The 26091-nt window shown below is 41.1% G+C and carries 25 protein-coding genes and 1 tRNA gene; 15 read left to right on the forward strand and 11 right to left on the reverse strand.

Going from position 1 to position 26091, the window contains the following annotated elements; translation table 11 throughout:
- Positions 1-7 precede the first annotated feature (7 nt).
- The 3 genes from L6494_RS22965 to L6494_RS22975 all read left to right on the forward strand — a co-directional run bounded on the left by L6494_RS22965 (position 8) and on the right by L6494_RS22975 (position 1988).
- Positions 8-352, forward strand: a complete 345-nt coding sequence (locus L6494_RS22965) for a hypothetical protein (RefSeq protein WP_237990048.1) — start codon at positions 8-10, stop codon at positions 350-352.
- Complete coding sequence (locus L6494_RS22970; protein WP_237990049.1) at positions 345-743, forward strand: hypothetical protein; 399 nt, start codon at positions 345-347, stop codon at positions 741-743. The genes L6494_RS22965 and L6494_RS22970 overlap by 8 nt, the downstream gene beginning before the upstream one ends.
- Positions 744-833: 90 nt before the next feature.
- Positions 834-1988 carry a cysteine desulfurase family protein gene (locus L6494_RS22975; protein ID WP_237990050.1) on the forward strand — a complete coding sequence of 385 codons (1155 nt, stop codon included), beginning with the start codon at positions 834-836 and terminating at the stop codon, positions 1986-1988.
- Here L6494_RS22975 and L6494_RS22980 read toward each other — a convergent pair.
- The 3 genes from L6494_RS22980 to L6494_RS22990 all read right to left on the reverse strand — a co-directional run bounded on the left by L6494_RS22980 (position 1976) and on the right by L6494_RS22990 (position 7079).
- Positions 1976-2902 carry a phosphodiester glycosidase family protein gene (locus L6494_RS22980; protein WP_237990051.1) on the reverse strand — a complete coding sequence of 309 codons (927 nt, stop codon included), beginning with the start codon at positions 2900-2902 and terminating at the stop codon, positions 1976-1978. The genes L6494_RS22975 and L6494_RS22980 overlap by 13 nt on opposite strands.
- 141 nt (positions 2903-3043) lie before the next feature.
- Complete coding sequence (locus L6494_RS22985) at positions 3044-4294, reverse strand: DUF4912 domain-containing protein (protein WP_237990052.1); 1251 nt, start codon at positions 4292-4294, stop codon at positions 3044-3046.
- A gap of 517 nt (positions 4295-4811) precedes the next feature.
- Complete coding sequence (locus tag L6494_RS22990; RefSeq protein WP_237990053.1) at positions 4812-7079, reverse strand: IMS domain-containing protein; 2268 nt, start codon at positions 7077-7079, stop codon at positions 4812-4814.
- 771 nt (positions 7080-7850) lie between these two features.
- On the opposite strand from L6494_RS22990, the gene pdhA reads away from it, so the two are divergent.
- The 3 genes from pdhA (at position 7851) to L6494_RS23005 (ending at position 10069) form a co-directional block, all read left to right on the forward strand.
- Positions 7851-8885 (forward strand): pyruvate dehydrogenase (acetyl-transferring) E1 component subunit alpha, encoded by a 1035-nt coding sequence (gene pdhA, locus L6494_RS22995; RefSeq protein WP_237990054.1) that lies wholly within the window; start codon positions 7851-7853, stop codon positions 8883-8885.
- A gap of 181 nt (positions 8886-9066) precedes the next feature.
- The gene (locus tag L6494_RS23000; RefSeq protein ID WP_237996234.1) at positions 9067-9936 is read left to right on the forward strand and encodes an aldose epimerase family protein; all 870 of its coding nucleotides are present in this window, start codon (positions 9067-9069) and stop codon (positions 9934-9936) included.
- A gap of 61 nt (positions 9937-9997) precedes the next feature.
- Positions 9998-10069: transfer RNA gene (locus L6494_RS23005), tRNA-Lys, on the forward strand.
- Positions 10070-10190: 121 nt separating this feature from the next.
- Here L6494_RS23005 and L6494_RS23010 read toward each other — a convergent pair.
- From L6494_RS23010 to L6494_RS23020, 3 genes are all read right to left on the reverse strand, one after another.
- Positions 10191-10634: an SRPBCC family protein gene (locus L6494_RS23010; protein WP_237990055.1), complete on the reverse strand. Its 444-nt coding sequence runs from the start codon at positions 10632-10634 to the stop codon at positions 10191-10193.
- A 39-nt stretch (positions 10635-10673) separates the two neighbouring features.
- Entirely contained in the window at positions 10674-12113 is a 1440-nt protein-coding gene (gene zds / locus L6494_RS23015) for a 9,9'-di-cis-zeta-carotene desaturase (RefSeq protein ID WP_237990056.1), read from the reverse strand.
- A 281-nt stretch (positions 12114-12394) separates the two neighbouring features.
- Positions 12395-12571 (reverse strand): CopG family transcriptional regulator, encoded by a 177-nt coding sequence (locus L6494_RS23020; protein ID WP_237990057.1) that lies wholly within the window; start codon positions 12569-12571, stop codon positions 12395-12397.
- Positions 12572-13418: 847 nt separating this feature from the next.
- Here L6494_RS23020 and L6494_RS23025 point away from each other — a divergent pair.
- Complete coding sequence (locus L6494_RS23025; RefSeq protein WP_237990058.1) at positions 13419-13583, forward strand: hypothetical protein; 165 nt, start codon at positions 13419-13421, stop codon at positions 13581-13583.
- 16 nt (positions 13584-13599) lie between these two features.
- Here L6494_RS23025 and L6494_RS23030 read toward each other — a convergent pair whose 3' ends face one another.
- The gene (locus L6494_RS23030) at positions 13600-15255 is read right to left on the reverse strand and encodes a DUF6930 domain-containing protein (protein WP_237990059.1); all 1656 of its coding nucleotides are present in this window, start codon (positions 15253-15255) and stop codon (positions 13600-13602) included.
- A gap of 308 nt (positions 15256-15563) precedes the next feature.
- Between L6494_RS23030 and L6494_RS23035 the strand changes: the two genes are divergently transcribed.
- From L6494_RS23035 to L6494_RS23045, 3 genes are all read left to right on the forward strand, one after another.
- A complete protein-coding gene (locus tag L6494_RS23035) occupies positions 15564-15920 on the forward strand; it encodes a HesB/IscA family protein (RefSeq protein WP_237990060.1) in 357 nt (118 codons plus the stop codon).
- Positions 15921-16019: 99 nt separating this feature from the next.
- Entirely contained in the window at positions 16020-16442 is a 423-nt protein-coding gene (locus L6494_RS23040) for a tetratricopeptide repeat protein (protein WP_190698999.1), read from the forward strand.
- A gap of 174 nt (positions 16443-16616) precedes the next feature.
- Entirely contained in the window at positions 16617-16862 is a 246-nt protein-coding gene (locus tag L6494_RS23045) for a hypothetical protein (protein WP_237990061.1), read from the forward strand.
- Positions 16863-16892: 30 nt separating this feature from the next.
- On the opposite strand, the gene L6494_RS23050 is transcribed toward L6494_RS23045, so the two are convergent.
- Positions 16893-18281 (reverse strand): RNA-guided endonuclease InsQ/TnpB family protein, encoded by a 1389-nt coding sequence (locus L6494_RS23050; RefSeq protein ID WP_237990062.1) that lies wholly within the window; start codon positions 18279-18281, stop codon positions 16893-16895.
- A 122-nt stretch (positions 18282-18403) separates the two neighbouring features.
- On the opposite strand from L6494_RS23050, the gene tnpA reads away from it, so the two are divergent.
- Positions 18404-18757, forward strand: coding sequence for an IS200/IS605 family transposase (gene tnpA, locus L6494_RS23055; protein ID WP_237996236.1), 354 nt, complete (start codon positions 18404-18406; stop codon positions 18755-18757).
- A 148-nt stretch (positions 18758-18905) separates the two neighbouring features.
- On the opposite strand, the gene thyD is transcribed toward tnpA, so the two are convergent.
- Positions 18906-19826, reverse strand: a complete 921-nt coding sequence (gene thyD, locus L6494_RS23060; RefSeq protein ID WP_237996239.1) for a thylakoid membrane protein ThyD — start codon at positions 19824-19826, stop codon at positions 18906-18908.
- 288 nt (positions 19827-20114) lie between these two features.
- The gene (locus L6494_RS23065) at positions 20115-21251 is read right to left on the reverse strand and encodes a cob(I)yrinic acid a,c-diamide adenosyltransferase (RefSeq protein ID WP_237990063.1); all 1137 of its coding nucleotides are present in this window, start codon (positions 21249-21251) and stop codon (positions 20115-20117) included.
- 624 nt (positions 21252-21875) lie between these two features.
- Between L6494_RS23065 and fraC the strand changes: the two genes are divergently transcribed.
- From fraC to L6494_RS23080, 3 genes are all read left to right on the forward strand, one after another.
- Entirely contained in the window at positions 21876-22436 is a 561-nt protein-coding gene (fraC, locus tag L6494_RS23070; RefSeq protein WP_237990064.1) for a filament integrity protein FraC, read from the forward strand.
- 23 nt (positions 22437-22459) lie between these two features.
- The gene (gene fraD / locus L6494_RS23075) at positions 22460-23488 is read left to right on the forward strand and encodes a septal junction protein FraD (protein ID WP_237990065.1); all 1029 of its coding nucleotides are present in this window, start codon (positions 22460-22462) and stop codon (positions 23486-23488) included.
- A gap of 103 nt (positions 23489-23591) precedes the next feature.
- A complete protein-coding gene (locus L6494_RS23080) occupies positions 23592-24365 on the forward strand; it encodes an ABC transporter permease (RefSeq protein WP_237990066.1) in 774 nt (257 codons plus the stop codon).
- On the opposite strand, the gene L6494_RS23085 is transcribed toward L6494_RS23080, so the two are convergent.
- On the reverse strand, positions 24362-25246 hold the full coding sequence (locus L6494_RS23085) for a carbohydrate ABC transporter permease (RefSeq protein WP_237990067.1): 885 nt from the start codon (positions 25244-25246) through the stop codon (positions 24362-24364). The two genes, L6494_RS23080 and L6494_RS23085, sit on opposite strands and share 4 nt — an antisense overlap.
- 162 nt (positions 25247-25408) lie before the next feature.
- Here L6494_RS23085 and purN point away from each other — a divergent pair, with 162 nt between their 5' ends.
- Entirely contained in the window at positions 25409-26086 is a 678-nt protein-coding gene (gene purN / locus L6494_RS23090; protein WP_237990068.1) for a phosphoribosylglycinamide formyltransferase, read from the forward strand.
- The last annotated feature ends 5 nt before the right edge of the window (positions 26087-26091 follow it).

Here is a 26091-nt window from a genome sequence, read left to right on the forward strand (position 1 = left end):
TAAAATAATGTCTAATGAACTACAAAATGATCCGTTTTTTACAGAACTCTGTCAAGAATACACATCCTCAGAAATCGCAGAAATCGAAAAATACTTAACAGAGTGGGATAAGGCAAGTTATATCAGCGTTTCTCATAACATTTTAGATCATGCCGCCAGAAAAGAAATTGACCCATTAAAATTACTCCGTAAAGCACATAATTTTAACAAAAAAGGAGCAATAAGAGTACCAAAAACAGGTTATCGTCAAGATAGTTCAGCCGTTTATCGTAAAGGAAATGAATATTTAATTGTGCGTCCAGATAAATTTGGAACTGAAAAAATAGTCACTTATGGAGTGAACGATGACTAATACTACCCTGACTAATCAAAATCCTGAACTAACTAAAAATTATATCATTCAACTGTTAGCTCAGTTAACAATTGACTACCAAAATAGTAAATCAGAACGTCAGGCGATCGCTCATCAATTACCTGTATCAGAAACGGAATTTACATTATTAGAAGAAATTGAACTATTAACTACAGATATTCGAGGTTATGCTAGTCAAATTAAAGCTAGAGGATATATAGAGAATACACAACAAGCAATTAAAAAACTCAAACAAAAACGAGTGTTTGATGTTCCTAGTATTTCCCAGTTGTATTTGCATAATTCTCATGAATACGAGAATATCAAATCATACCTAAGAATGTTAGATTATTTACGATTACTAATTTTAGAATATTTAACCTTTCCGTAAAAGTGATTAAATCTCACGCAGAGGCGCAGAGACGCAGAGAGTTAAGAGAGTTGTTATGATAATTTTCTGCGTTACTCCGCGTTTAAAAAAATGACTAAAATAATCTACCTCGATTACCACTCAACTACTCCAGTTGACCCCAGAGTAGCCGAGAAAGTCATGTACTATATGACTACCGCCTTTGGTAATGCTAATAGTGTAGATCATAGTTATGGAGACGAAGCAGCAAAAGCAGTTAAGCAAGCACGTCAACAAATAGCAGAATTAATCAACGCTTCCCCCAAAGAAATTATTTTTACATCTGGTGCAACAGAAAGCATTAACTTAGCAATTCAAGGACATATTTCTCAACAAAATACCCCCGCCAAAATCATTGTTTCCCCAGTTGAACACAAAGCCGTTTTAGATACCTGCAAAGCATTAGCTAAAAAAGGATTGATTGAAGTTATTTGCTTAAAAGTCAATCAACAAGCGCAGATTGATTTAGAACATCTAGCAAAAGTCTGCTCAAAAGGTGCTGCTTTAATTTGTGTGATGGCGGCTAACAACGAAGTAGGGACAATTTACCCCATAGAAAAAATTGGCGCGATCGCCTCATCCCACAATATCCCTTTTTTATGCGACGCATCCCAAGCAGTAGGGAAAATTCCCCTCAACTTCCAAGACTGGGGGATTACCTATCTAGCTATTTCTGGACATAAACTCTACGCACCCAAAGGCGTTGGTGCATTAGTAGTCAGGAAAAATCATCATCTCCCACCGATGATTTACGGCGGGGGACATCAACAGGGACTCAGATCCGGTACACTCAACGTCCCCGGAATCGCTGGTTTAGGGGAAGCTTGCAGATTGAGAGGTTTGGAGATGGAAAGGGATGAAAGTAAAATTGCAGTTTTGCGATCGCAATTACAAAACCTCCTACAATCAAAAATCCCTAACTTAGTAGTGAACGGAGACTTAAACAACCGCTTATCAGGTAACTTACATATTTCTATCCCTGACATCCCCAATACTGCCATAATTGCGAGACTGCGCCATCAATTAGCTATATCTACAGGTGCTGCTTGTTCATCAGGTATTGTTGCACCCTCTCACGTTCTACAAGCTATGAATCTCTCAGAAAATATAATTGAAGGTGCATTAAGAATTGGTATTGGTAAATTTACAACCAAAGCAGAAATCGAAACAGCATCCTCTCTGATCATTAATGCAGTCAATGCAATTCATCAAATTTATTTTTTATAAATTAAAAACACCGAACCAATAAAACCAGGATTTTCTACATAGATTTTATTGTTATAATAAAGTCCTGGTGACATACCACCATCAAATAAAATTCCTTCTTTAATTTTGCCTAAACAATTATTGCGTGCAATTCCTTCTAGAACATCATCAAATTTATCTGGTGTCAACTCTTGATTAACCCCAGATGGCTCAATAGTAGAATTAGCTTTTATATCATTAACTAACAAAATCACATAACCCTTACTTGTGATAGCCGCCATAGAACGATTAGTAGCTTGTCTACAGGCAAACTCACCTAAATCTTGACAAATATCTTTAAATTTACCTTGACGATAAAACCTGCCATTACCGCCTACTAAATTGTAATTTAAAATATTATTTGCTCTTCTACCAACGTCGATTGTAGCCTTTCGTTGTGAAGCTTTACCACCAGAAATACCAAAAGAAGAACGTTTACTTTTAAAATCTCCTGCATACTCAATTCCACGAGAAATATTTAAGCCTTGGGGTTTATTTTCCGTGTCTATATAGTCGGCGTTAATTGCTGCTATTGGTTTTTTGCCATTTAGCTGAGAGTTAGCATGAGAAATAAGTTCACGAAATTGTTTAGGTATATATTCTCTCCGAAATTTACCCCTACTATCTTTAGCATAAATTGGATGAGATAACCCCAGATTCACTTTAAAATCTAGTGCCTCTGACCTAGGATTAAAAATAATCACATGATTAATACCTTTAGCAAATTTATCACCACGATTATTCGTTTTAAAAAATTCAATACTAAATTTACTATTTTCCCCAGCACAAGCTTTTACAACTTTCGGTGCTGAACTAGCATCGATTTTTTGACAACCTGACAATAAACTGACAGAAACCAGAAATATAGATAAAGAAACTATTTTTTTGAAGTACATAAAAACTAAAACCCGCTACAGCATGACTATAGCGGGTAATAATTCAAAATTTCAATCAAGGTTGCTGATTAGAGGCTAGAAACTAATCCTGTCCCCTGTCCCCTGTCCCCTGTCCCCTGTCCCCTGTCACCTGTCACCTTCCTAAGAAAGCCATTCTAAAACAGCTTCGTCTTTAGTATTGGTGTTACGAGATGGGGTTTCACGATTAAATTTCATGTGAATTGAGCGTGTTTGCTCACCATCCGCCGCAACAGCCAAAATGGGGTAGTCGATTAAGCCATCTTGGAAGGACATCTGGAAGCGGAATGTACCATCTGGATTCAACTTGATGGGACGACCACCAATTGTTACAGTAGCATCGGGTTCAGTTGCACCGTAAACAATCAACTCAGCATCAGCAATTAACCAGAACTGACGAGGACGCATTGGTACGGCGGAAGCGGAGAAGCCTACACCGGACATTCCCACACCGGACATATTGATGCCGGAAGCGGTGGGAACTGCCCACATACCTACACCAGATGGGAATACGTAGGAACTGATAGCTTGTTCTGGACGGGCAGAACCGGGGACTTGCTGCATAGAACCGAACAGCGAACCAGCAACCCGTTGTGCTTCGGCGGACTCTGCCATGCCAAAGATTTCGTCGTAGATGGGGTTGCCATTGCTATTACTAGCACTAACAGCAGGTGTTTTCTTCGCAGGGGGAACGAGTTCGTACAGGGTTTTGCCGCGTAAATCTTCCTCAAAGTTGACGGTGATGAAGACATCTTCAATCCAGTCAGAGGGATAAACGGGGGGAATGTGAACACGCGCTGAACGAGCTAGTACCAACCAACGGCCATCAAAGGCACGATAACCGATATCAAGAACATAATCGCGATCGCTCACTGGAATAGGAATATACCATTCCCTCGCTAGTTCATCAGCAGGATACTCTTGGATGCTGTGGGGGCTTTGGTATTCGAGATTTACATCGGTAACGTCATAAATCCGCAGTGCCAGTTGTTGTCCCCCTTGGCGGCGCAACTCTTCTTTATGGTCGTTGGCGATATCCCAGTAAGCATAAGCCCACTGAGGATCACGCGGTAACAGGACAATCCGACTGTCACCGTAACCACCTGGTAAATCTGCCAATGCTTCATCAACATCAGCTAGAGATCCACCAGTACGGTCTTCTTGACCAAGTTCAAATTTTGCTGCTTCCACGGTTTCCTGTGCCTCCAGTGAGCGAGATGGGTTAAGCGATGCTTTTTGACGCTGAACTTCTTGAATTGATGCTAGTAATTGAGATTTCCTCATCCGGCTATAGCGAGAGATGCTAAATTCGCTGGCAACTTTACGTAGTTGTCGCAGTGTCATCTCTTCTAGCGGTGGGCGTTCTTTTGCCATGAATTTTGGCCTCCAGTAGTTTGAAAGGTAAATGATTTCCCTGGGTAACAAAATGCTTAATTAAACTTCATTTATCCCAGATGAATTTCTTATGCCTGACTCCTGGTTTTGCCCAGTGTGTTTTTTTTAGTCTTTTGTTAAATAAAGGTCACTTCCTTTCAATTTCTTACTCATGCCAAAATCAGCACTTTGGGATCTGAGGAGTCACTTAATTAAGTTTGTTGAACTTATATTAACTAGTAAACGTTCCTAGGGATCAAGGGGTGTCAACAGGCTTTTTTACCTATTCTACGAACTTATAAGCTCTTGCGGGATCAATTTGTTATGATCCCCTGACATTTACCTTGATTGACAGTAGAGCTATATCATGTTTCCATGACAATAGTTGATATACCAGCGAATATAAGCGTGTTATTATAGATTGCTCGAAAGCTTCAGATCCATCAAACAACCCTCAAATAAATTTATTTGGTGGCAGAAGCCGCTAAAACATAACAATTAGATACAAAAATTCATATTAATTGACAACGGCTGCCATGCTCTGAATTCGCCACCCGTCTGCTTGCCGAACTAATTCATAGCGCACACGGAGATTTTCATCAGTTGAATTTCTTCTTTGACCATTTTCGTAGAATTGAGTGATTTCCCTGACGGTAGCTCTGACTAAAGCGCGATCGGGATCTCTATCAAATTTATTGATATTTTCGACTCTGACGCTGTGGCTATACATCCGATAGCTGTCTCTTGCTCTCACTTGCTGGGCAGTGAATCGCCACTGTGACAAGGCAGAACCCGTTAAAATTCCAGCTAAACCCTCAATCTCGTGGTTAGGTCCTAATGCTGAGGCTTTGGTGGATAGCCAAGTTTTAATCACCCCTTCGGCTATTGCTTCTGTCACCCCACCATCCTGGGACTGTAAAGCACTGTTGTTCTCTAGGGTGGCTATTAACGGTTCATTGAGTTGAGTCAAAAATGTTTCTGCCTGTAAAGCAGGTGCGGGGAAAAACAGATTCTTGACTGTACCAAAAATGGTTGAGACTAACAGCCAAAAAACTAATATCCCTCCCATAGAAATAAATACAGTCCACACTAAGCGGGTTTTGGGATCTAACGTACCGACCAACTGACGCTGTGGGTGAGGACGATTCTGCTCTCGGCTAGCAGTTTCCTTGGGCTTGCGTCTCCTGCGCTTAGTAGTTGGAGTTGGGCGAGGTGCAGAGCTTGGATGCTGATTAGCCCTAGCTGTATGCTGTACAGCAGGTATCTGCGATTTAACAGGTGCTTCTGGATGCGGTATGCCAGTGTATGGGGGTATAGGCGCAGTATTTTCTCTAAATGCTGTAGAATTGACCGATTCTGCTACTCTGTGGTTGTTGGTTGCTGGTAACTCTGGATCTGGCGTTCTGTGGTGATCTGACTCAGGTCGAGTCGTTCCACTGGTATGATTACGGTACTGCGTGCGATTAATGACCTTCCACTCATTAGTAGTTTCTGCATCATTAGGCAGAGCTTCTAGATAAGCTTGGACTTGGGGGTTAGCAAAATAATCTTTCAGCAATGCTTGCTGCTTGGCTAAATCCCGAAAATGGGGAAATACTTCATTTTGTAGCCATTGTTCAGCATAAAGGCACAAACCAGGCAGTAAGTCTGGGGAATCTTGAGATTTTTCTCGAATAAAAGCTAGGGATTCATATTCTTGGCTCAGTTCTAGAACGCGGGATGCTTCTTCAGTTTGCCCTAATAACAGCGCACAGAGAGACTGTTCTAAATGTACATCTTGCCGTTTAGACAGACGCATGAGCATTTGCTTGGCATGACGAATCAAAGCGGGTTGACGGTGGGTAAATCCCCGTGCAATGGAGGCGTAGACAGCCAAGTAGGTAGCCACAGCCGAAGGACGTTTACTTTCCGCCTCAAACAGCTTGTGTTGTTCGGCGACTGTTAAATAGTGGCGTAGTTGCTGGATGAAGCGGAGAAAGTCATCTATACTTAAGCCCGATTCATCATGACCATTGCCGTCAATGCCACCGCGATCGTCTAAGATATTTTGCAGCAATTCCAGACCTTGGTGACGTTCGACGGTCTGATCTGGAGGTAGTGCCAGTAATTCTAGAATGCGATAGGGGCGTAACTTATAAAGGTCAGCTTGAATTTCTGCCTGGACATTAGGAAACAGACCTTCACGAGCTAACATTTCTTGGCCGGTTTCGAGAGAAATAGCCGCATTTTCGTAGTGACCTTGCTGCCATTGCTCACGACCTAATTCTAAACAAGCCAGAGCAACAGTCAGAATAATATCTGGGCGTTCAGTATTTTGAAGAAATTCCTCAGTAGCCAGATGAACGCCTTTTTTAGGCACTACACCGTTTTGATTCCCCAAATAGGTACGACCTAGTTTTAGCACTAGCTCGTATTCTCCTAGTTCTTGCAGGATTAATAAAGCACCAACTAACTCATCAGAGGCAATTTCAATACTGAGATTGTGAGCATTAAACTTACCCTGACTGCTGTTCTGACGATTTTCTAGTGCTACTTTGGCACTACCAGAGCTATCTGGATCATAAGCATGAGCAAGATATAACTGGTCGTAACTACTACGTTCCTTGGAATCTGATAAAACCACGTAAGCTTCTTCTATAAGTTGTTTACGGGAAGCAATTGCTGCTTGAGAATACTCTTTGCGTGGCAATTGTACAATGCGATCGCTATACGCTTGCCGCAACTGTTCCTCGCTTGCCGCTAATGGTAGTCCTAAAATTCGGTAGTAATCAAGCGGAATTCGCACAGCCTACTTCCCCTGCACCGTGATCAACATAATCCACCTAGAGCATTCCAGGCGTGTAAAACCGTGCCATAATCATACGGTGAATAATACCGTGCCGGACTTACACTATAAGTGTATATTGCAACAATCAATTTTGTTGCTTCCCAAAGTTGTGTCACATTCTAGTACCAACATTTTGTCTTCGCCTAGGAAGTGCTGATACTTTGTCTTAATTCTTAGTAATTTTCCTGAGAATAAATGTTATCAGTTTTTGAGCCTGTAAAACTGAAATAGCATATTAGTTGTATAAGCCTTGCTTCCACAGCAGACTATGATTTATTTTTATTCAGATATTTATTTATCTGAGATATGGAATTAAAGATGCACCGCCTCAAGTATATATGCTGATAACATAAAGGCCAAGATTATATCATAAGGAGAAGAGATGACAACCCTATAAAATATACTTAGGGATTTAGGTGTTGAATTTCCCTAAATTGTTCATAGATATGCAGAAACCAAGCTATCCTGAGTGATAGCCTATGAACTGGAATGGGGAATAGCAAGGTGCAGAAAAAGAGCGTTGCTATTAGGCTGAGATAGTCATATATAGATATGTGAAAACTAGCAAATTCACCCTGTTTTTTCCTGAATATTCTCTATAACTGTTTTTGGTGCATAAACATCGGTTGTCAACTCTAGCAAAACCTCTGTAAAGAAAACAAATTTGTTGAGAGAACAACCTATTGAAAATGGTAAATTTCGTTTTTAGAATAGGAATACTAAAAAATAATGGTTCAAGAACGCGCATTACCTAAATTTGATACTGCTACCGCCCAGATCAGCAAAGAAAAAGGCTTGCTTTTATACGAAGACATGATTTTAGGGCGTTTTTTTGAAGATAAATGCGCCGAAATGTATTACAGAGGCAAAATGTTTGGTTTTGTCCACCTGTATAACGGGCAAGAAGCAGTTTCCACCGGCGTAATTCAAGCCATGCGCCCAGGGGAAGATTTCGTTTCTAGCACTTACCGCGACCACGTTCATGCTTTGAGCGCGGGAGTACCAGCAAAAGAAGTCATGGCAGAACTATTTGGCAAAGCCACCGGTTGCAGTAAAGGGCGCGGTGGTTCGATGCATATGTTTTCTGCCGAACACCGCTTGTTAGGTGGCTATGCTTTCGTAGCTGAAGGCATTCCCGTAGCGGCTGGTGCAGCTTTTCAAAGTAAATACCGTCGTGAAGTTTTAGGCGATCGCAACGCCGATCAAGTAACAGCTTGCTTCTTCGGTGATGGTGCAGCTAACAACGGTCAGTTTTTTGAAACGCTGAATATGGCAGCCCTATGGAAATTGCCAATTCTTTTCGTAGTAGAAAATAATAAATGGGCAATTGGCATGGCGCACGATCGCGCCACCTCCGACCCAGAGATTTACAAAAAAGCCAGCGTGTTTAACATGGTGGGCGTAGAAGTAGATGGTATGGATGTACTAGCAGTACACACCGTAGCCCAAGAAGCCGTAGCCCGCGCCCGTGCAGGTGAAGGACCAACCTTAATCGAAGCCCTAACCTACCGCTTCCGTGGTCACTCCTTAGCAGATCCAGACGAACTGCGGAGCAAAACCGAAAAAGAATTCTGGTTTTCTCGCGATCCCATCAAAAAGCTAGCTGCTTACCTAATAGAGCAGAACTTAGCAGATGAGGCAGAATTGAAAGCGATCGAGAACAAAATTCAGGCAGTGATCGACGAAGCCGTAAAATTCGCCGAAAGCAGCCCTGAACCTGATCCCAGCGAATTGTACCGCTTTATTTTTGCAGAAGACGAATAACAGTAATGAGTAATGAGTGCTGAGTAATGAGTAATGAGTAATGAGTAATGAGTAATGAGTTGTGAGTAAAGAGAAAAACACTCCCTCACTCAGCACTCAGCACTCAGCACTCTCTCACTCCCTCACTCAGCACTCAGCACTCTCTCACTCAGCACTCCATCACTCTCCGAGGACTAATCCTGTGTTTAGTATTGCCATTCAACAGCAACAGTACAAAACCTATATCCTTTCTGATGAAACTGCTGGTTCTCATCTGGAAGTAGTACCAGAACGCGGTGGAATCATTACCCGTTGGCAAGTTAAGGGAGAAGAAATTTTCTACCTAGACACAGAACGCTTTACCAATCCAGAGTTGAGCGTCAGAGGTGGAAACCCAATTTTGTTTCCCATTTGTGGCAACTTACCAGATAACACCTACACCCTCAACGGTAAGCCGTACACTCTCAAGCAACATGGCTTTGCTCGTGACCTACCCTGGGAAGTAACTGATCAACTCACGACAGATAAAGCAGCACTCACACTGGTTCTTAACAGCAACGAGCAAACCAAGGCGGTTTATCCCTTTGATTTCCAAGTGGTTTTCACTTACGAACTACAAGGAAATACGCTCTTAATTAAACAGCATTACCACAATCTTTCATCTACACCGTTGCCATTTTCGGCTGGTTTTCATCCTTACTTCCTCGCAGGGGATAAAAATCAGCTAGAGTTCGCTATTCCCTCTCAGGAGTATCAAGACCAAAAAACCAAAGAAGTTCATTCCTTTAACGGCAATTTTGACTTCAGCCGGGATGAAATTGATTTCGCCTTTGGGCAGATTACCAGTCAGTCTGCTAGTGTGACAGACCATAGCCGCAAGCTCAAACTTACCCTAGACTCCGACGATATTTTTTCTCTGCTCGTATTCTGGACGCTCAAGGGTAAAGAGTTCTATTGTCTAGAACCTTGGAGCGCACCCCGCAACTCACTAAATACAGGTGAAAAACTGACTGTACTTGAACCAGGAGCTAGTTACACAGCATCTGTGAAACTAACGGCAGATTTTTTCTAGTTATCCCTTGACAAACACCTAGACATTAGTGCTATAATAGCGAAGTTGCGAAATGCAGCGCGGGTCGCTAACTCAACGGTAGAGTACTCGGCTTTTAACCGATTAGTTCCGGGTTCGAATCCCGGGCGACCCATTTGATAGATAGTTCTAGATATCTCTAGACGTAAAACAGAGCCTACCAAGAAACCCTTTAGAGACGTAGCAATGCTACGTCTCTACATTATTTTTCGGAGGTGTCTGTTGTTGAACTGACATCAACTTGCTTTCGTATTCAAAGCATATTCCTTAAACCTCTCTAAATCGGCTTGGATTGTTGATTCTACGGCTCGCCCTAAAAATAGGTTATCCATGATTTTGCCCAGTAAACCAGGAATAGCATAGGAAATAGTCATTTTGACAATGCTACTACTGTGGCGATCGTAAAAGCGGATTGCTCCCTGATTCGGCAACCCATCCACAGATTCCCACTGAATGATTTGGTTGGGGACAACTTTGAGGATGCGAGATTTCCAAGTAAATTCCAATCCGCCTGTACTCAATTTCCATAGTGAAATTTCTGGATTATCAGGCAGAATTTTCACTGAATCAATCCACTTCATCCACTTGGGCATTTGCTCCAAGTCAGACCATAAACCCCATACTAAATCTATGGGAGCTTCTACTTCTACCTGTACGCTATGCTCTAGCCAGTCAGCCATTATTTTTCGGTTTGTATTTAATGAGAGTAACCCATAACTCTATTGTTTAATATTTTCTAGGATGACTCTTGCCGCCTGTCGTCCAGAAAGTGTTGCTCCTTCCATACTATCGATGTAGTCTTGCTGAGTATAGCTACCCGCTAAGAAGAAGTTAGGCACAGGAGTTTTTTGATGAGGGCGATAAACATCCATTCCTGGTGCTTCGCGGTATAGGGATTGAGCCAATTTCACCACGCTGTACCAAGTCATATTTAATTCCCGTGATGAGGGAAACAATTCATGAACTTGCTTAAGGACGTGCTGCGCGATCGCTTCGTTACTTTCTTTAATAAACGGATCTCCCGGTGTCAGCACTAGCTGTAACAATGACCCCTGCCCTTGGCGATAATAATCACTAGGGCTAGTCAAAGCTAAATCCGCAAAACAAGAAAAATCAGCGTCAGCCGTATAGAGTAAATTATCTATACCGGCTGCCTGATCTAGTTGTTTACGCTTCTCCCCATCTTGCAGTTCTGTCACCCAACCATCAAATCTCAACTGTACAGTGGCAACTGGTACGGCATCTAATTTATAAATATTGTCAAATTCTGACCACTTGCGCCATTCTTGGGGTAAGACGCGCTGAATTCCTGGCACATCACAAGCACAGACATAGGCATCAGCCGTAATCAATTCTGTTGTGTCACCTTGGGCAACTACTATACCAGTGACATGGGTTTGTCCCTCTACTTCAGCAAACTGAATTTCCCGGACTTGGCGGCGAGTGTAAACCTTTGTACCTCTATCTGCTAAATATTTCAGGATGGGTTTGTGGAGGTATTCATCAGGAGAACCTTCCAACATTCGCAGTATGGAAGCTTCGGTGCGGACTGCGAAAAATTGGAATATGGTTAACATACAACGGGCTGACATATTTTCGCAGTCGATAAATCCCAAAGCATAAGCAATGGGATTCCACATCCTTTTGATACTACCTTCGCTACCTCCATGACTACGAAACCAATCAGCAAAACTGACTTTATCTAAGTTGCGGATGGTTTTCATCGCTCCTTCAAAGTCTACTAATCCCCGCACGATAGGGCTAGTACCCAGAGCGATCGCATTTTGTAACTTATCCTGTAATGAGAGTTGAGAAGTTGTAAAAAATGCTTTCAACCCATTAAAAGGCGCACCTGTGAAGAAGCGAAAATCCAAAGCACCAGTGCGTCCCCCCTTGTTGATGAAAGTGTGAGTGTGTTCTTTGAGGCGTAAATTTGATAACGCCCCTACTTTTTTCATGAGATCGAACAGTTGGTAGTAGCACCCGAAAAATACGTGCAACCCCATTTCAACGTGGTTGCCATCACCATCAATCCAACTGCCAACTTTACCCCCAACAAACGGACGGGACTCGAAAATCTGGACTTCACAGCCTGCATCAGCTAAATCTACTGCGGTTGCTAGTCCAGCCAATCCCGCACCTACAATTGCAACGCGCATTCCGTCTTTCCTTTTCAGTTTCTTTACAAATTGTAACTGGGTTGGTGTCGGAATTTGCTACTTATCTCTAGCGACACATTATTTTGAGGTATGGCAAAGTCATGCACCTGATGATCAATATGCTTGTATTACCCTGTTAATTGTCAGTTAATAGATGCAATTAACATAAAGCGTATATTTGCCACTAGACAAATTTTTGTCAGAAAAAGTGGATTTAAAACCGCTATATGGGTATTTATTGAGTAGTCAAAAGATGTCTTGCCATAACATCAAAACACCTCCTATCTACTCACTTCTTTGCTGTCATCTGATACAGGTAAACTTCTAATCAGTTCCCGAATTACATCAGTTGCAGGTCTACCTGTCTGTTGACAGTATTTTTCTAGTTTCTCTGCTTCCTGTGTAGCTAAATTCACAGTTATACGTTTAACGGCCCATTTTTTATTAGTCATTATCATGCTATTTGCTGTGTATTAACATCATCAAAAACAACTAAATTGAAGATGAAGACGATAAGATTATCAGAATTTGTGTCGCGAAACAAGTGATAGCGACCATACTAAAAATGTTTGTTTTGTCAAATAGTTCATAGTTTTTCAAGAGAATAGAAGAAATCTCTACTAGGTGATGAGGATAATAGTGCAGACTCGCTGTTTCAGGAGATGTCTTTACCCAATTAAATTTCTACAATTAAGTTAAGCTAATTAGTTTCCATATAATCCATCTCTCCAGAGGTTTGGTTTATAAAAAAGTGGGGAATTTTTATTCTATCCGTGACTAGAGCCTGAATACCTCTATTGAGGTTCAGGATTAAATCAATAAATTAGCTACCTACTCCATCAGCTTCTTATATGCTTGTTGTATGGCTATTATAGCCATGTTTTTTGTGCTTTAGGAAAACTTTATTAAACCGATAAATTGTATATTTTTGGAGCTTCATAAGAAACCCATAAAGATAAAATCGTTCTGTTTGAATTTCTCTGTAACCTTATATATACTTCATCAGAAATATAATTTAAAAACATTATTATTTTTTGATTTTCCACTCAAATTTCATTTTTAATAAATAACTAACTATTGACATTAGTAATTACCCTGACAAGTAAGTTTTTATCTACCTTATTAAGTTACCCAACTAGTTATGAGAAATAACTAAAAAATGGGTGAGTTTATGAAAAATTGATGAATTCACCCGTTAAGTAAATTGACTGAGGATTGGGGATTGGGTATGGGACATGGATACTAGAGGTAAGTATTCTTTACTCAGCACTCCCTAGCAAATTGATAAGCTGTTGGACATTTAGTTTGCACAACATAGGCGGACAAGATGCCCACCCCACAATAGTTAGGCGCATTCATCATATGCAAACTAGAGGTGCTTTAGCTGATGAAGAAATAGAAGCGATAGCGGCTACCAAGAAGATAGCCGCTATCGCAGATGAGGGAAATAAGTTGGAAATTTATCTATAGATAATGACCGAAATTGCTATTCCAATTGAAATTGGGGCATTAATTGGAGAGTACCGATACCTAAATCTTTGGGTGAGAGCGATCGCGCTTCAAATAGAGCCATCATATCTCGCAATTGCGGATTACCACGGGATGCACCTGTTAAGCCTTTGGCAATGATTAACCCACAATAACCTTTGGTCTGCTTACAGCGTTGATTCCATTTTTTGCGAGCTTCTACATGGATGGGGTCTTCATCTAAAAATTCCCCGAAAAGAAACAATTCACCATTTTGAGTTTGTAATAAACCTAAGTCATAGCGATCGCCATCAAAAGGATCAGCACCGGGGTTAAAACAAATAGCGTTGAGACCACCAGCTGCTTCCATGCTTTCAATAACAGTTTTAGCTTTGGGGCGAGAAGTTTGAATCAAAATTACGGGTAATCCATCACCTACTGGTTGAATTTCACCAGCTTGGTGATGAGTAACTCCCTTTCGCAGAGACTCCAGCATCTCCCAAGAGATGACTCCCAAGCTGAGAAAAGAGTCTTCTGGGATTAAGTCATCTCGCAGTGAACGAAACGCATTTGAGTCAAGCTCATCTATTTCTTCTTCTGACATACTGGATTCTGCCATTTCTTCTAATTCGGCGGCGAGTTCCGGCATAGTCGCAACAGTGACAGATACTGATTTAGTATCTTCCTTAGCTTCAGGTAGAGAAATGCGATAGCGATGACTCACACTGGGGAAGTCGTCTGCAAACAGTTGATGACGGTGGTCACGAATAAAGCGGGAAAGGCTCTCTAAAGCTAAGAAGATAGCTATGGCTTCTTCTTCATACAAAACCGACCTTAGCCCTTCCAGGGGGTGGATAGTACCAAAGGTTGGGGTAATTTCTGATAAGGCTAAATCAGCTAAATCCTCAAATTCATCATCATCATCATCATCATCATCCTCATCCTCATCATCCTCAGTATCAAAAGTCAGAAACAGACAATCTTGTTTGAGAAAAGCCTCTTCTAAATGCCCTTGAGAATCATCATCTTGTAAAACTGCGGCACGAAATCGCTTGAGGGAATCTTCTGAACGGTAAAACAAAATGCCATATTCCATCCCCAACATTCCCATGATTGAGGCGTAGAGTGTGCCAACATCCCATTTATTAATCTCTATAGACAAGATTTGCTGCTCTTCCAAATATTCCCAAGGAGCAGCTTGCCACATTGCAAATGCTTTATTGTGTAATGCTTGGGCATACTGTGGAGGTAAATCGGGGATTTGATTGTCGATAATTTCGGCAAATCCGCGAAATAATTCATCAATTAAAGGTAATTCTGGTGCATAGTCAATGGCAATATCTAAATCTTGGAGTACGCCACGCAGATAAAACTGAATTTCCCGGTCTTTAACGATAATTCTTTGAGGTCTAGCGGGTTTCGCGGGACTGTGGGGATTTTCCATCGCTCGCATTAAGGTGCGAACGATCGCTTCCGGCCCAGTATCTGGAGATATCACATCCATTCCCCGAACCATACCTTGTGAACCATCCACCCAAAGAATACATTCGCCCTTGTCTTCTGAGTGGGAATGCTGGGTCGGTGATGACAACGGACGGCGATCGCCCTCCCATACAGAAGGAATTTGCGTTAATTTCTTCAGCCGACGACTGGTAGAGCGATTAAAACTTGTCATAGAGTGAGTTAACCAAAAAGAAGCAATATAAAAGTAACCTTTGGGGAATGGCTAGCCAGTGATAGCATTTTTCTGGCTTTACCTGAAGGTGTTGGCGACTCATGTTGTCACAGGGATGTATCTTTAAAAAATACCCAATCTCTAAACACACCGAGTCTCTCAATTCTAGAATAAAAACCTTTGGCTGCTTTTGACGGAGTGTTTATATTTTGGCAATTAGCGTCATCATTCTCGCTAGAATATATACAAAAATCGCTAGACAATCACTCATAAGGTATTTTCAACCATTTAAGGAGTCGGAAAAGCGGATGACACAAGTTACTCAATCTAAACAAAGCGGCATACAGTTGAGTCAAACAGCTCTGCGCCAAGTAAAATCCCTCCAGGAGAAGCAAGGCCAAGACTTATGCTTACGAGTAGGAGTCCGTCAAGGTGGCTGCTCTGGAATGTCTTATTTGATGGACTTTGAACAAGAAAGCCAGATCACTCCCCAGGACGAAGTATTTGACTACGATGGCTTTAAGATAGTTTGCGACAAGAAGAGCTTATTATATCTTTACGGTTTAATGCTCGATTACAGCGATGCCATGATTGGTGGTGGTTTCCAATTCACTAACCCCAATGCCAATCAAACCTGTGGTTGTGGCAAATCATTTGGTGTTTAGTTAAATAATCTATAGTCTATAGTCCAGTTTGGCAGAATTTTTGGCTATAGATTGTTGACTTAGGACTATGATGAGCTATTGACCATTGATTAATTTTCTATGACTCAAACAGTAGAATCCCTGTTTGATACAGGTTTGTCTCGTTATAAAGCCGGAGAACCCGCCACTGATTTAATCCCTGTGTTTAAAGAAGTGTGCGATCGCTCTCCGAAAACAGGTGCAGCATGGATTTGTTTAGCTTGGTTATATCTTCTAGAAGATAAATACACCTTGGCCTTGAAGGCTGCCCAAAAAGCTGTAAAGTTAAACCCTCAAGATCCCCAAGCGAGAGTTAATCTCGCTGTAGCTATGCTGGAAACTAATCAAAAAGGTATCAGACAACACATTGATGTTGCCAACCAATTAATTTTGGTGAATCCAGAATGGCGGGAGGAAATTCAAAATAGTATTGAAGATGGTTTTAGCAGAAAACCTGATTGGCAAAGTTTGGCAAAAGTCAAAGCCTGGGTTTTAGGTGAGTAGAAGATAGGAGGAAGCAGGGGAGCAGGAGAGCAGGGGAGAATACTTAATATAAGTATTAACCCTTTGATACTCTGCTCTCTTCTTCTATGTAACCAATCCCCAGTCCCCAGTCCCCAGTCCCCATTGCCCCTTATCCCCAGAGGGGGCCCCGAGTTCCCCAGTCCCCAGTTACCTATGAAAGAGAAACTGTTAAATTGGCTTAACTTGATTTTAGTTGCGGATGTATTTTTGGTTTTTTTTGGGTTTGCTTGGTTTGCGATCGCAGTTATGGGTGATGCAAGCGGAGTTAACCTAGGTTTAGATTTGTGGCACAAACTTTGGCAACCTGTATTTAACCCGGCTATTGGTATACTAATGGGGGGTGCGCTTCTCAGTGGTTTAATGAGTTGGGTATCTAGGAAGTTTCTTTCTAGCCATTGACTTCTCCCCTGGATGGAATCACAGGGGATTCTAAACTGATGTTGCTACTTGCGTCTTCAGACACGCTACGCAACGTTTACGATATGATTTATTTAATCTCTTAAACAAGTCATATCGTTGTGGCACAGTCAAAGATGCCCTACCCACCTCGGCTAAAGATAAACCTAGCTGTGTGGCTACTTTTCTTAAAATATTTGCTGCTGCTTGTGCATCTGCGGAGGTTAATAATCCTTTAGCTGATTGATATAATCCACGTTTTACTCTTTTACCTGACGGTTTCCATCCTGCGGGTTTTTCACCATGCTTGTAGAGGTTATCGTCATCTAGGTAAGACGCTTTTGAAGTGTAAGCTTCTTCTGTTACGGTAACAATAATTCCATATTCACTAGCCAATTCTTTTAATCTTTGAATTAGTCTACCTGTTGGAATTGGGACAAAGTTTTGATTATTTGCTTTACCTAAACTAGCGTTAACTTTTTGCCCTTCATTCCAGCCAATAACTATATTTCCGATTCGGTCATTTAGGCATCGGTTAACAATAAATCTAGCTGCCTTGTTGATTGTATCTCGCATTTGGTTATTGCGCCTACGCTGAATGCGGTCAAGTTTAGCATCCCAATAAAAATCAGATTTACCTTGCTTGTATTTGGCGACTAAACGACAATAACCTTGATTCATTGACTTGAGTTTTCTGCCATCAATAATCAAGCTTTTACCCAGTGTAGCAACTCCAGTCAGCCAATTTGTCCCCCCGTGGTCAAATCCCCATGCCTGGGAGTAATCGAGATGTGGGTTGTTTTTAATCGGTTGCTTACCATCATCAATCACCCAGTCAATCCAGAACTCGCCATAATAAGGACGAACTTTTACTTCCTTTACCCAATCAGAATCAATAAAATCAGGCAAAGGTAGTTTGATATCTGTGATTAATTCTGGTTTAGTTTCTTTACTAATTGATGGCTGGAAATAACCATCTTTAAAAGTCAGTGCTTGACGAGGAAATGTTACTGCTGCCAAACCTCCTTTCTTGCGATACTTAGGCAACGAAGGTTTATCAACTGCGCTGTTGTAGTAAGCCTTAACTAATCCGTTGTAGCTAGTTATTGATTCGCCAACTAATTTCAAAGTTTGTTGTGCTGCTTGTGCTGCTAAACCTTTGTAATGTGGATTGTCCTTAAGAGCTTTATCTAATTCAGGATAAGTTGTTTGACAATAATAAGTTTTCCATCCACTACGCAATTCGTCACCGCACCAGTAAGTTGTAAAAGCATTATCCATGCTTTCTAATCTTGCGTAATGACTTTGGCGAGTATGGTAAATCGCACAATTTATTAAGCTGCTTGAGTGTTGGCATTGGTGAACCCAAAAAGTTTTTTCTTCATCCGTGAATTTAGCTCTGATTGGAATTGTTCTGTACAATCTTTACTCACCTCCTGTTTAGGAGAATAGTTGAAACAACAAACAGAGTCAACACTTGGCAATGGCTAAATTATCACGCATAAGATTACGAGTACAGACGCACAGAAAACTCTGTATCATCAATCAACTACCACTTTGTATTTGTACCAAAGCGTAGAAAACCCGTATTAGTTAAAGACGTTGCTAGGCGATTACAAGAAATCATCTTTGATTTGGTTACTGAGCATGGATGGAAATTAATTGCGCTTGAAGTTCAACCCGACCATGTTTATTTTTTTATTAATGCACCGACCCATGAATCACCCGCAGATATTGCTAGGTGGGTTAAGGGTAGGGCATCAAATTACTTAAGAAAAGAATTTCCACAATTAAAAAAACTACCCTCCCTGTGGACACCAACTTACTTTGTTGCAACAACTGGGCAAGTGAGCTGCGAGGTGGTTAAAAAGTACATTGAAAATCAACGTGGTAAGTGAGGAAACACGGGGATAAATCCCCTTGAGTCGCGTTTCATCCCCTCGAAGACAGCGTAGGGGTTCTCACGCTCCCACTACATCCTGATAGTTATTAGTCATTAGTCAACAGTTAAATATCACCTCAACTTTTGACTGTGGACTATTGAATCTAATGTAAAATATCCTTCAAGGCTGGTTGTAACTTAGGATACTGATATTCAAACCCAGTCTCTAAAGTCAGTTTAGGTAGAACTTGTTGCCCTTCTAACACGACGATCGCACCATCTCCTAACAGTGCTTCTAAGGCAAATCCAGGAACAGGTAGCCAGGAGGGACGATTCATCACTTCCCCCATAGTTTGGCTTAAATCATTCATCCGTACAGGATTAGGAGCAGTAGCATTATACACTCCTTCCATGTCTGACTTTGTGAGGGCTTGCACAATTAAGCTTACCAAGTCGTCTATATGAATCCAGGAAAACCACTGCCTACCGCTACCAATCGGCCCCCCAGCAAACAGTTTAAATGGGGTGATCATTTTACCTAAAGCCCCACCCAATCCCAGTACAATCCCAAAGCGCAAAATTACTAAGCGGACACCAGCATCTTTCACTTTTTGGGCTTCTGCTTCCCAAGCTTGGCAAACTTTAGCCAGAAAATCTTTACCAGATGGGCTACTTTCATCAAAGGTAGCGGTTTCACTAGTGCCGTAATAGCCAATGGCGGAAGCATTAACTAACACCCTAGGCTTAGGGTCAGCTTTGGCTATAGATTCGACGATTTTTTGTGTACCTATCTGTCGGCTATTGAGGATTGCTTGTTTTTCTTCTGGTGTCCAACGTTTCTCGGCTATTGGTTCGCCGGCTAAGTTAACTACGCCGTCACAGCCTGCAATGGCATCTTGCCAAGCACCGGATGTAGTGGGTGTGTAGGCAACAATCTCTACATTAGTAAAAACTTCTGCTGGAAACACCTTGCGAGCAAAAGTAGTGTTTCTCGTTAATATCAATATTTGATGACTTTGTTGCTGGAGTCTTTCCACCAAACGACTGCCCACAAATCCAGTTGCGCCAGTAATTGCTATTTTCATCATGCACCTCAGCCAAACCCTTATTTTAAATTTTTTTATCAAATTTTCAACTTGTATTGCTTGATTGGGCGTTGGGCATTTGGCATTGAGGAGACGTTGCACTGCAACGTCTCTACAGGCGTTATAAAGTAGGATTATCTATTTTTGGTGGTGAATATGGTTGTGAACATCATTAACATCCCACCACCAAGAATAGCGATCCCTAGTCCTCCTATCACCAAATCGAGCAAGTCTTGATTTTCCATAAGTTAAAAGTCAAGGGTCAACAGTCCATAGTCAATAGTTTATTCAAAAATCTACTCCTCGTTTGAGTTCTACGCCGTGGTTAGCATAGTGCTTGTGACAATAAACTTCTGAGTGAATGCTGGCTAAATCAAAGTAGGCGGGTTGATTTTGGCAGCGACCGGTAATAATAATTTCGGTGTCGCGGGGTTTGCGGAGTAAAGCTTGGACAATGGGATCAACGGGAAGTAATTCTAAATCAACGGTGGGATTGAGTTCGTCGAGGATGATTGTTTTATATAAGCCAGAAGCGATCGCAATTTTGGCAATTTCCCAACCCCGTTCAGCTTCTACATAGTCCAATTCTTGCCGAGAATTGCGCCAGACGATCGCATCTCGACCGCAGCGTTGATGATCGACGACTTCAGGATATGATTGTCGCAAGGCGGCGATCGCTGCATCTTCTGTATAGCCGCTACCACCTTTGAGCCACTGCATAATTAATACACGGGTTGAGCCTGGGTGATTGATACCTCTACCTATGGCTTGTAAGGCTTTCCCTAAAGCACTGGTAGATTTACCTTTACCTGCGCCTGTATAAATTTCAATCCCATTCATCAATAATTGTTTGGCCGTAGGATGATGTTGCGGTTTCATTTCTGAGTGTAAATCCGCAATATCTAGTAGTTGTTGCGGCGCAGCGCGTCCGGTGGCGATGATTTCTAACTCTTGGGGTTTAGCTTTGAGTGTCTGCACTACTTCATCAACTGAGAGTAAACCTAAATCGAGGACGGGGTTAAGTTCATCTAAAACGACGACGGAATATAAACCAGACGCGATCGCGCCTTTGGCGACATCCCAACCCCGTGCTGCTTCTTCGCGGTCAAAGGCTGTAATTTGTTCTACGCCAAAAAATTCTGCTCTCCCGGTGCGGACTTGATCAATTAAATGGGGAAATCCGCGCTGTAAAGCAGCGATCGCTCCATCTTCGTCATAATCCCGTTCTGGCCCTTTTAAAAACCGCAGCAGTAAAACCCGGTTGGAATTATTCGGTGTGTTGATCCCCAAACCAATCGAGCGCAAAACCACCCCTAAAGCAGCTTGGGATTTCCCTTTGCCCACACCATCATATACGTGTATTTGGCCAGTCAGCCGTTCTGAACGCACTTGTGCTGTGCGAATACCGATACCGTTTCTTGTCATTTGTTTAGTTAATAGTCAGTAGTCAACAGTCACCAGTTATTTTCCCCTGCATTCTACTGTTTGAAAATCTGTGGGTATATTAACGATAAATTGGAGTATACTGGCACACCAAGGCAGTAAGCAGCAGCAACAGTCAGAAACCCCACGGATAAATCCGGGGCTTGAAAAAGCCTTAATCTGACCAGACTAAGTTCTTAACTGAACTACGTTAGAGGCAAGAGTTAAAGACCTACCAAGGAATGCGTAGCTAGTTCCTTGCTCTAGAACTGAACGATTAAAGAGGCTTAACGGGGTTAAACCAGTGTCGTTTGGAAGTTACCGACCTCTAACATTGTCTAAGCTCACATTACCCCGTAAGGGAGGCTCTTTGGAGCAAAACATTATGCGTACTCTTCTTTGTCAAATTTGAAACGGTAACTGTCCCGTTGAAAGTACAAAACAAAGGTACACCGAATGAGCAGCCCCAAGGCGATAATGTAACGGCGAATAAATTCGCCTGCGCCTTACCCCCATGTCTAAAGCCAGGGGCTTCCACGGCGCGAGGTGTTTGGTGAGATAATTGCCTCCAGCAGTCTCATGACTACAGCTATACTCTCTACAGTTTAACTTTTAGTTTGAACCTGTATGTTTGAAGATGTTGTTTTCCCTAGAATTTTCCCAGTTGGTGTGATTCTGTTTAATTTTCTGTTCTTTTTGATTGCTATTCCCCTAGAAGGTTACGTTTTTCACAGAAGGTTAAATTTTGATAAAAAATCGAGTATCTTTTATGCGATCGCAGTCAATTTATTTTCTGGTGTTCTTGGTTGGTTGATGTTCTTTTATGTAGAACCTAGATTACCAGTTCAGCTTAGGACTGAGCTAATTAATTATGTTTTGTTTAATATTTTAAAGTCCACTAGTACCCAAGGCGTTTTAGTTTTCACTACTATCACAATTTTCTTTGGGACATTTTTGATGAAGTTTTTTCTCTTGAGGTTTTTAGTCTTTTCATTAAGTGAAGACCTAGGAAAAAAGCAAGAAGACAAACCTCTACTTACGCGCTTGAAATTTAGCTTTCTCAGTAAGGCACAATTTCAAAATACTAATTTAGTTACTACTACAATTATAGCAAATTCATTGAGTTATACGGCTATCACACTGATTTTATGGATAAGGACTTTAAAAATATTTTCCTCATCAATATAAGGTTTATTACTAGAGGTATCTGAATGAACGCATTTCTTAAAGATATTTTCGGGATATTTAGAATATTTGAAGATGTTTATGAACGTCTGAAAAAGATATTAATTCCCCCCCAGGCTTATTCTTGGCAAACTTTAATTTATTTAAGTGTTTTTTCTGGTGTGATATCGTCTTTTGCTGAAGGTTATGTCAGAGATATCATTGCCCTTTGTGGTTGGTTATTTTTAATTGCTGGCACAGCTTGGTATACAACTGATGATCCTCTAAAAGTTCCAGGTACTTATATGCCTGTAGGGGCAGTAATTACTGGATTTTTAGTTGCTGTTTTTGCATTTGGTAATCAAAAAAATTTGTTTACACCAATGACAATTGTTCTTTGGCCAACAATAGCGGCATTAATTACAGCAATTCCAGAATTTATTGAAGGGAGTGACATTGATTCTAAAGCTAGAATTCCTAAACCAGAAGCTCGACAAAAAATTATTATTTTGGTCGGTAGTTGTATGGTTATTAGCTGCTGGCTACAGTTCTATTTTGTCATCGATAAATGGTTGCAGGAATATCCTAGCTTACTAGCAGATGATTTCCAAAATAGTACCTTTGTAATCACAAGAGAAGAACCAGAAAAAGTACCAGCTAATGGTGTTTTGATACTTAATCAACTACAACCATTAGTTGAAGGACAAATATCTGAAAAACCTTGGTCACAAGTCGAAAGATGGCTGCTAGAGGCCAATGTAAGGGTAGGACAATTAGGTAAAGAAATTTTGGATAACAATTTATCAGGAATTAGAGAAAAAGAACTATGGCGTATTGAGCCGCGTGTTGCTAATACTAAATCTGGTTATATCTTAGATTTGCTGAGTATTTGGATAGGCCCAAGTTCTAGTGCTAAAGGTTATTTTTTAAAGAAATCATGTCGGATTGAACCGCTAGCAACATCAAGAAATCGTAATACAAGTAGTAGTGTAGCAGAAGATAAAATTGCGGTTGCAGAAATTAACTGCGATCGCACGATTTCAATCAAGCGAGACACACCACCACCGCAGCAGTGAGTGGTGTTAGCGGTAGCGCGGCGTTTAGCCGGTGCTGAGTGCTGAGTGATGAGTAGTGAGTGGTGAGTAGTGAGTGGTGAGTGGTGAGTGTGGAGTAGTGATTATGACCAAAATATTAGTAATTGCAAAGAATGTATTTCAGGAAGTGGTACGCGATCGCATCCTGTATATTATCGGTTTTTATGCTTTAGTCTTGGCTGTGGCTAACCGCGCTTTACCTGAATATGCAGCTAGTACCGAAGACAAAATGTTTTTAGACTTTGGTATAGCAGCGATGAGTGCAATTAGTATAATTGTTGCTGTGTTTATTGGCACAGGATTAATTAACAAAGAAATTGAAAAACGTACCATTTTATTATTGATTGCTAAACCTGTTAGCCGTGGGGAATTTATCACGGGTAAATTTTTTGGTTTATCGGCTGTATTGGCTATTTTAATTGCTAGTATGACAGCTATTTATCTACTATTTTTGCAGTTGGGTAATATTCCCTACTCAATGGCCAGCATTTTAATTGCAGCAGTTTTTTTATGCTTGCAATTAGCTGTCATGACTGCTGTGGCTATCACATTTGGTGTATTTACTAGTTCTTTGTTAGCCGTGGCTTTAACATTTGCCGTGTATTTAATGGGGAATATTACTCAAAATTTAGTCCAACTGAGTCGGATGAGTCGTAACCCTGTAATGGAGGGTATTAGTCAAGGTTTATATCTGATATTGCCAGATTTATCTCGACTAGATTTAAAAAATGATGCTGTTTATGGTTTGCAAGCAATACCGGATATGGGTACATTGCTTGGTAATGGAGTGTATGGCTTAATATACATTACCTTGTTATTAGCGATCGCTATTTTTATATTCTCACGGCGAGAATTTTAAGACTCTTCGCCCCAACTTTGTAATTGCAAATAGACTAATACAAGGGTGAAAGCTAATAATACTGTAGCGGCGGCGGCGGCGTAACCAAAATCAAATTGAGCAAAAGCTTCTTGATAAATGTAGTAAACCAGCAAATTAGTAGTATTTAGGGGGCCACCACCTGTGACTACATACACTTGCTCAAAACTCCGCAAAGTAAAAATAGCAGTCGTAATTGTGGCAAAAATTAAAGTTGGTCGCAATCCCGGTAAAGTGACATACCAAAATTGTTGCCAACCATTAGCACCGTCTAGTTCTGCTGCTTCATAGCGACTAAAGGGAATGGCTTGCAAGCCTGCCAAAAACACCACCATATTAAAACCGAGTTGTTTCCACACACTCAAAATAATTAATACAGGCATTGCCCAAAATGTATCTCCTAGCCAAGCAATAGCCTGAATACCAAACAAACTTAAAAATCCGTTGACGGGGCCAGTGGACTGAAATAACCAACGAAATCCTAACCCAGCAGCCACTAAAGAAATAATAGAAGGTAAAAAATAAGCACTCCGCAGAAAACCCCGTAGGACTATAGAGCGATTTAATAAGACTGCTAGACCTATAGGAATAACTAAACTAGGAATTAAAGTGGCAACGGTAAAATAAACTGTGTTACCCAGAACCTGCCAAAAATCGGGGTTGAGGATTAAACGCCAGTAGTTTTTCAAACCTACCCAATAAGTACCTGTAGAAGTAAAACTACCAGCAGTAAAGCTGAGGTAACACAAATAGGCAATTGGCCAAATAACAAATAAACCTAATAAAATTAGCGCAGGTGTGAGAAAAGTCCAGGCGGCAAATGTATCATTATCTAACCATGACTGAGCAGATTTTTTGTGCATTGATAATTTTCCCCTTAGCTATTGGGCTAATCTATTTATATGTTTGTAACTTTGAATTTTGTTAGCGCAGCGTAAAGCCTTCGGCATAGCTTCTCCTAGCGGAGACGCTTCGCGAACGCTTAGAGCGAGTCCATGAGCGTCATTTTGAATTTTGAATTGTTTATGATCGTCCGCCCTGATTTTACCTCTAGCCTTGTTTCTCCCAGCGTTAATACTCATCAATTTACTGAAGTAACTCCTTTAAAATTGGGAATTATGGCTTCTGGTAGTGGGAGTAATTTTGAAGCAGTTGCCCAAGCTATTGAAGACAAGCAACTCAATGCCCAAATTCAAGTTTTAATTTATAATAATCCGTCGGCTAAAGCAGCAAATAGAGCGGCTAATAGAGGTGTAGAAGCTGTTTTGTTGAATCATCGTGAATATAAAAATCGTGAAGCATTTGACCAAGAAATTGTCAATACTTTGCGGCGATATGATGTAGATTGGGTAATTTTGGCTGGTTGGATGCGAGTTGTCACGTCAGTATTTATTGATGCCTTTCCCAAGAGAATTATTAATATTCACCCCAGTTTATTGCCTAGCTTCAAAGGTATTCACGCTGTAGAACAAGCCTTAGAAGCTGGGGTAAAAATCACTGGCTGCACAGTGCATTTAGTTTGTTTAGAAGTAGATAGTGGGCAAATATTAATGCAAGCTGCCGTGCCAATCTTACCAGATGACACGGCGGAAACACTACACGCCAGGATTCAAGTTCAAGAGCATACGATACTACCACAGGCGATCGCACTAGCAGCACAAAGGAAATTAGATACACCACTTATATCAATTCGTAATTCGTAGTGAAG

It is taken from the genome of Nostoc sp. UHCC 0870 (genome assembly GCF_022063185.1).
Classification (GTDB): Bacteria; Cyanobacteriota; Cyanobacteriia; order Cyanobacteriales; family Nostocaceae; genus Trichormus.

Excerpts from the sequence above, each read along its gene's own strand:
- L6494_RS22965 (WP_237990048.1), top strand. The coding sequence starts at position 8 with ATGTCTAATGAACTACAAAATGATCCGTTTTTTACAGAACTCTGTCAA.
- L6494_RS22970 (WP_237990049.1), top strand. The coding sequence starts at position 345 with ATGACTAATACTACCCTGACTAATCAAAATCCTGAACTAACTAAAAAT.
- L6494_RS22975 (WP_237990050.1), top strand. The coding sequence starts at position 834 with ATGACTAAAATAATCTACCTCGATTACCACTCAACTACTCCAGTTGAC.
- L6494_RS22980 (WP_237990051.1), bottom strand. The coding sequence starts at position 2,902 with ATGTACTTCAAAAAAATAGTTTCTTTATCTATATTTCTGGTTTCTGTC.
- L6494_RS22985 (WP_237990052.1), bottom strand. The coding sequence starts at position 4,294 with ATGGCAAAAGAACGCCCACCGCTAGAAGAGATGACACTGCGACAACTA.
- pdhA (WP_237990054.1), top strand. The coding sequence starts at position 7,851 with ATGGTTCAAGAACGCGCATTACCTAAATTTGATACTGCTACCGCCCAG.
- L6494_RS23010 (WP_237990055.1), bottom strand. The coding sequence starts at position 10,634 with ATGGCTGACTGGCTAGAGCATAGCGTACAGGTAGAAGTAGAAGCTCCC.
- zds (WP_237990056.1), bottom strand. The coding sequence starts at position 12,113 with ATGCGCGTTGCAATTGTAGGTGCGGGATTGGCTGGACTAGCAACCGCA.
- L6494_RS23020 (WP_237990057.1), bottom strand. The coding sequence starts at position 12,571 with ATGATAATGACTAATAAAAAATGGGCCGTTAAACGTATAACTGTGAAT.
- L6494_RS23030 (WP_237990059.1), bottom strand. The coding sequence starts at position 15,255 with ATGACAAGTTTTAATCGCTCTACCAGTCGTCGGCTGAAGAAATTAACG.
- L6494_RS23035 (WP_237990060.1), top strand. The coding sequence starts at position 15,564 with ATGACACAAGTTACTCAATCTAAACAAAGCGGCATACAGTTGAGTCAA.
- L6494_RS23040 (WP_190698999.1), top strand. The coding sequence starts at position 16,020 with ATGACTCAAACAGTAGAATCCCTGTTTGATACAGGTTTGTCTCGTTAT.
- L6494_RS23045 (WP_237990061.1), top strand. The coding sequence starts at position 16,617 with ATGAAAGAGAAACTGTTAAATTGGCTTAACTTGATTTTAGTTGCGGAT.
- thyD (WP_237996239.1), bottom strand. The coding sequence starts at position 19,826 with ATGAAAATAGCAATTACTGGCGCAACTGGATTTGTGGGCAGTCGTTTG.
- L6494_RS23065 (WP_237990063.1), bottom strand. The coding sequence starts at position 21,251 with ATGACAAGAAACGGTATCGGTATTCGCACAGCACAAGTGCGTTCAGAA.
- fraC (WP_237990064.1), top strand. The coding sequence starts at position 21,876 with ATGTTTGAAGATGTTGTTTTCCCTAGAATTTTCCCAGTTGGTGTGATT.
- fraD (WP_237990065.1), top strand. The coding sequence starts at position 22,460 with ATGAACGCATTTCTTAAAGATATTTTCGGGATATTTAGAATATTTGAA.
- L6494_RS23080 (WP_237990066.1), top strand. The coding sequence starts at position 23,592 with ATGACCAAAATATTAGTAATTGCAAAGAATGTATTTCAGGAAGTGGTA.
- L6494_RS23085 (WP_237990067.1), bottom strand. The coding sequence starts at position 25,246 with ATGCACAAAAAATCTGCTCAGTCATGGTTAGATAATGATACATTTGCC.
- purN (WP_237990068.1), top strand. The coding sequence starts at position 25,409 with ATGATCGTCCGCCCTGATTTTACCTCTAGCCTTGTTTCTCCCAGCGTT.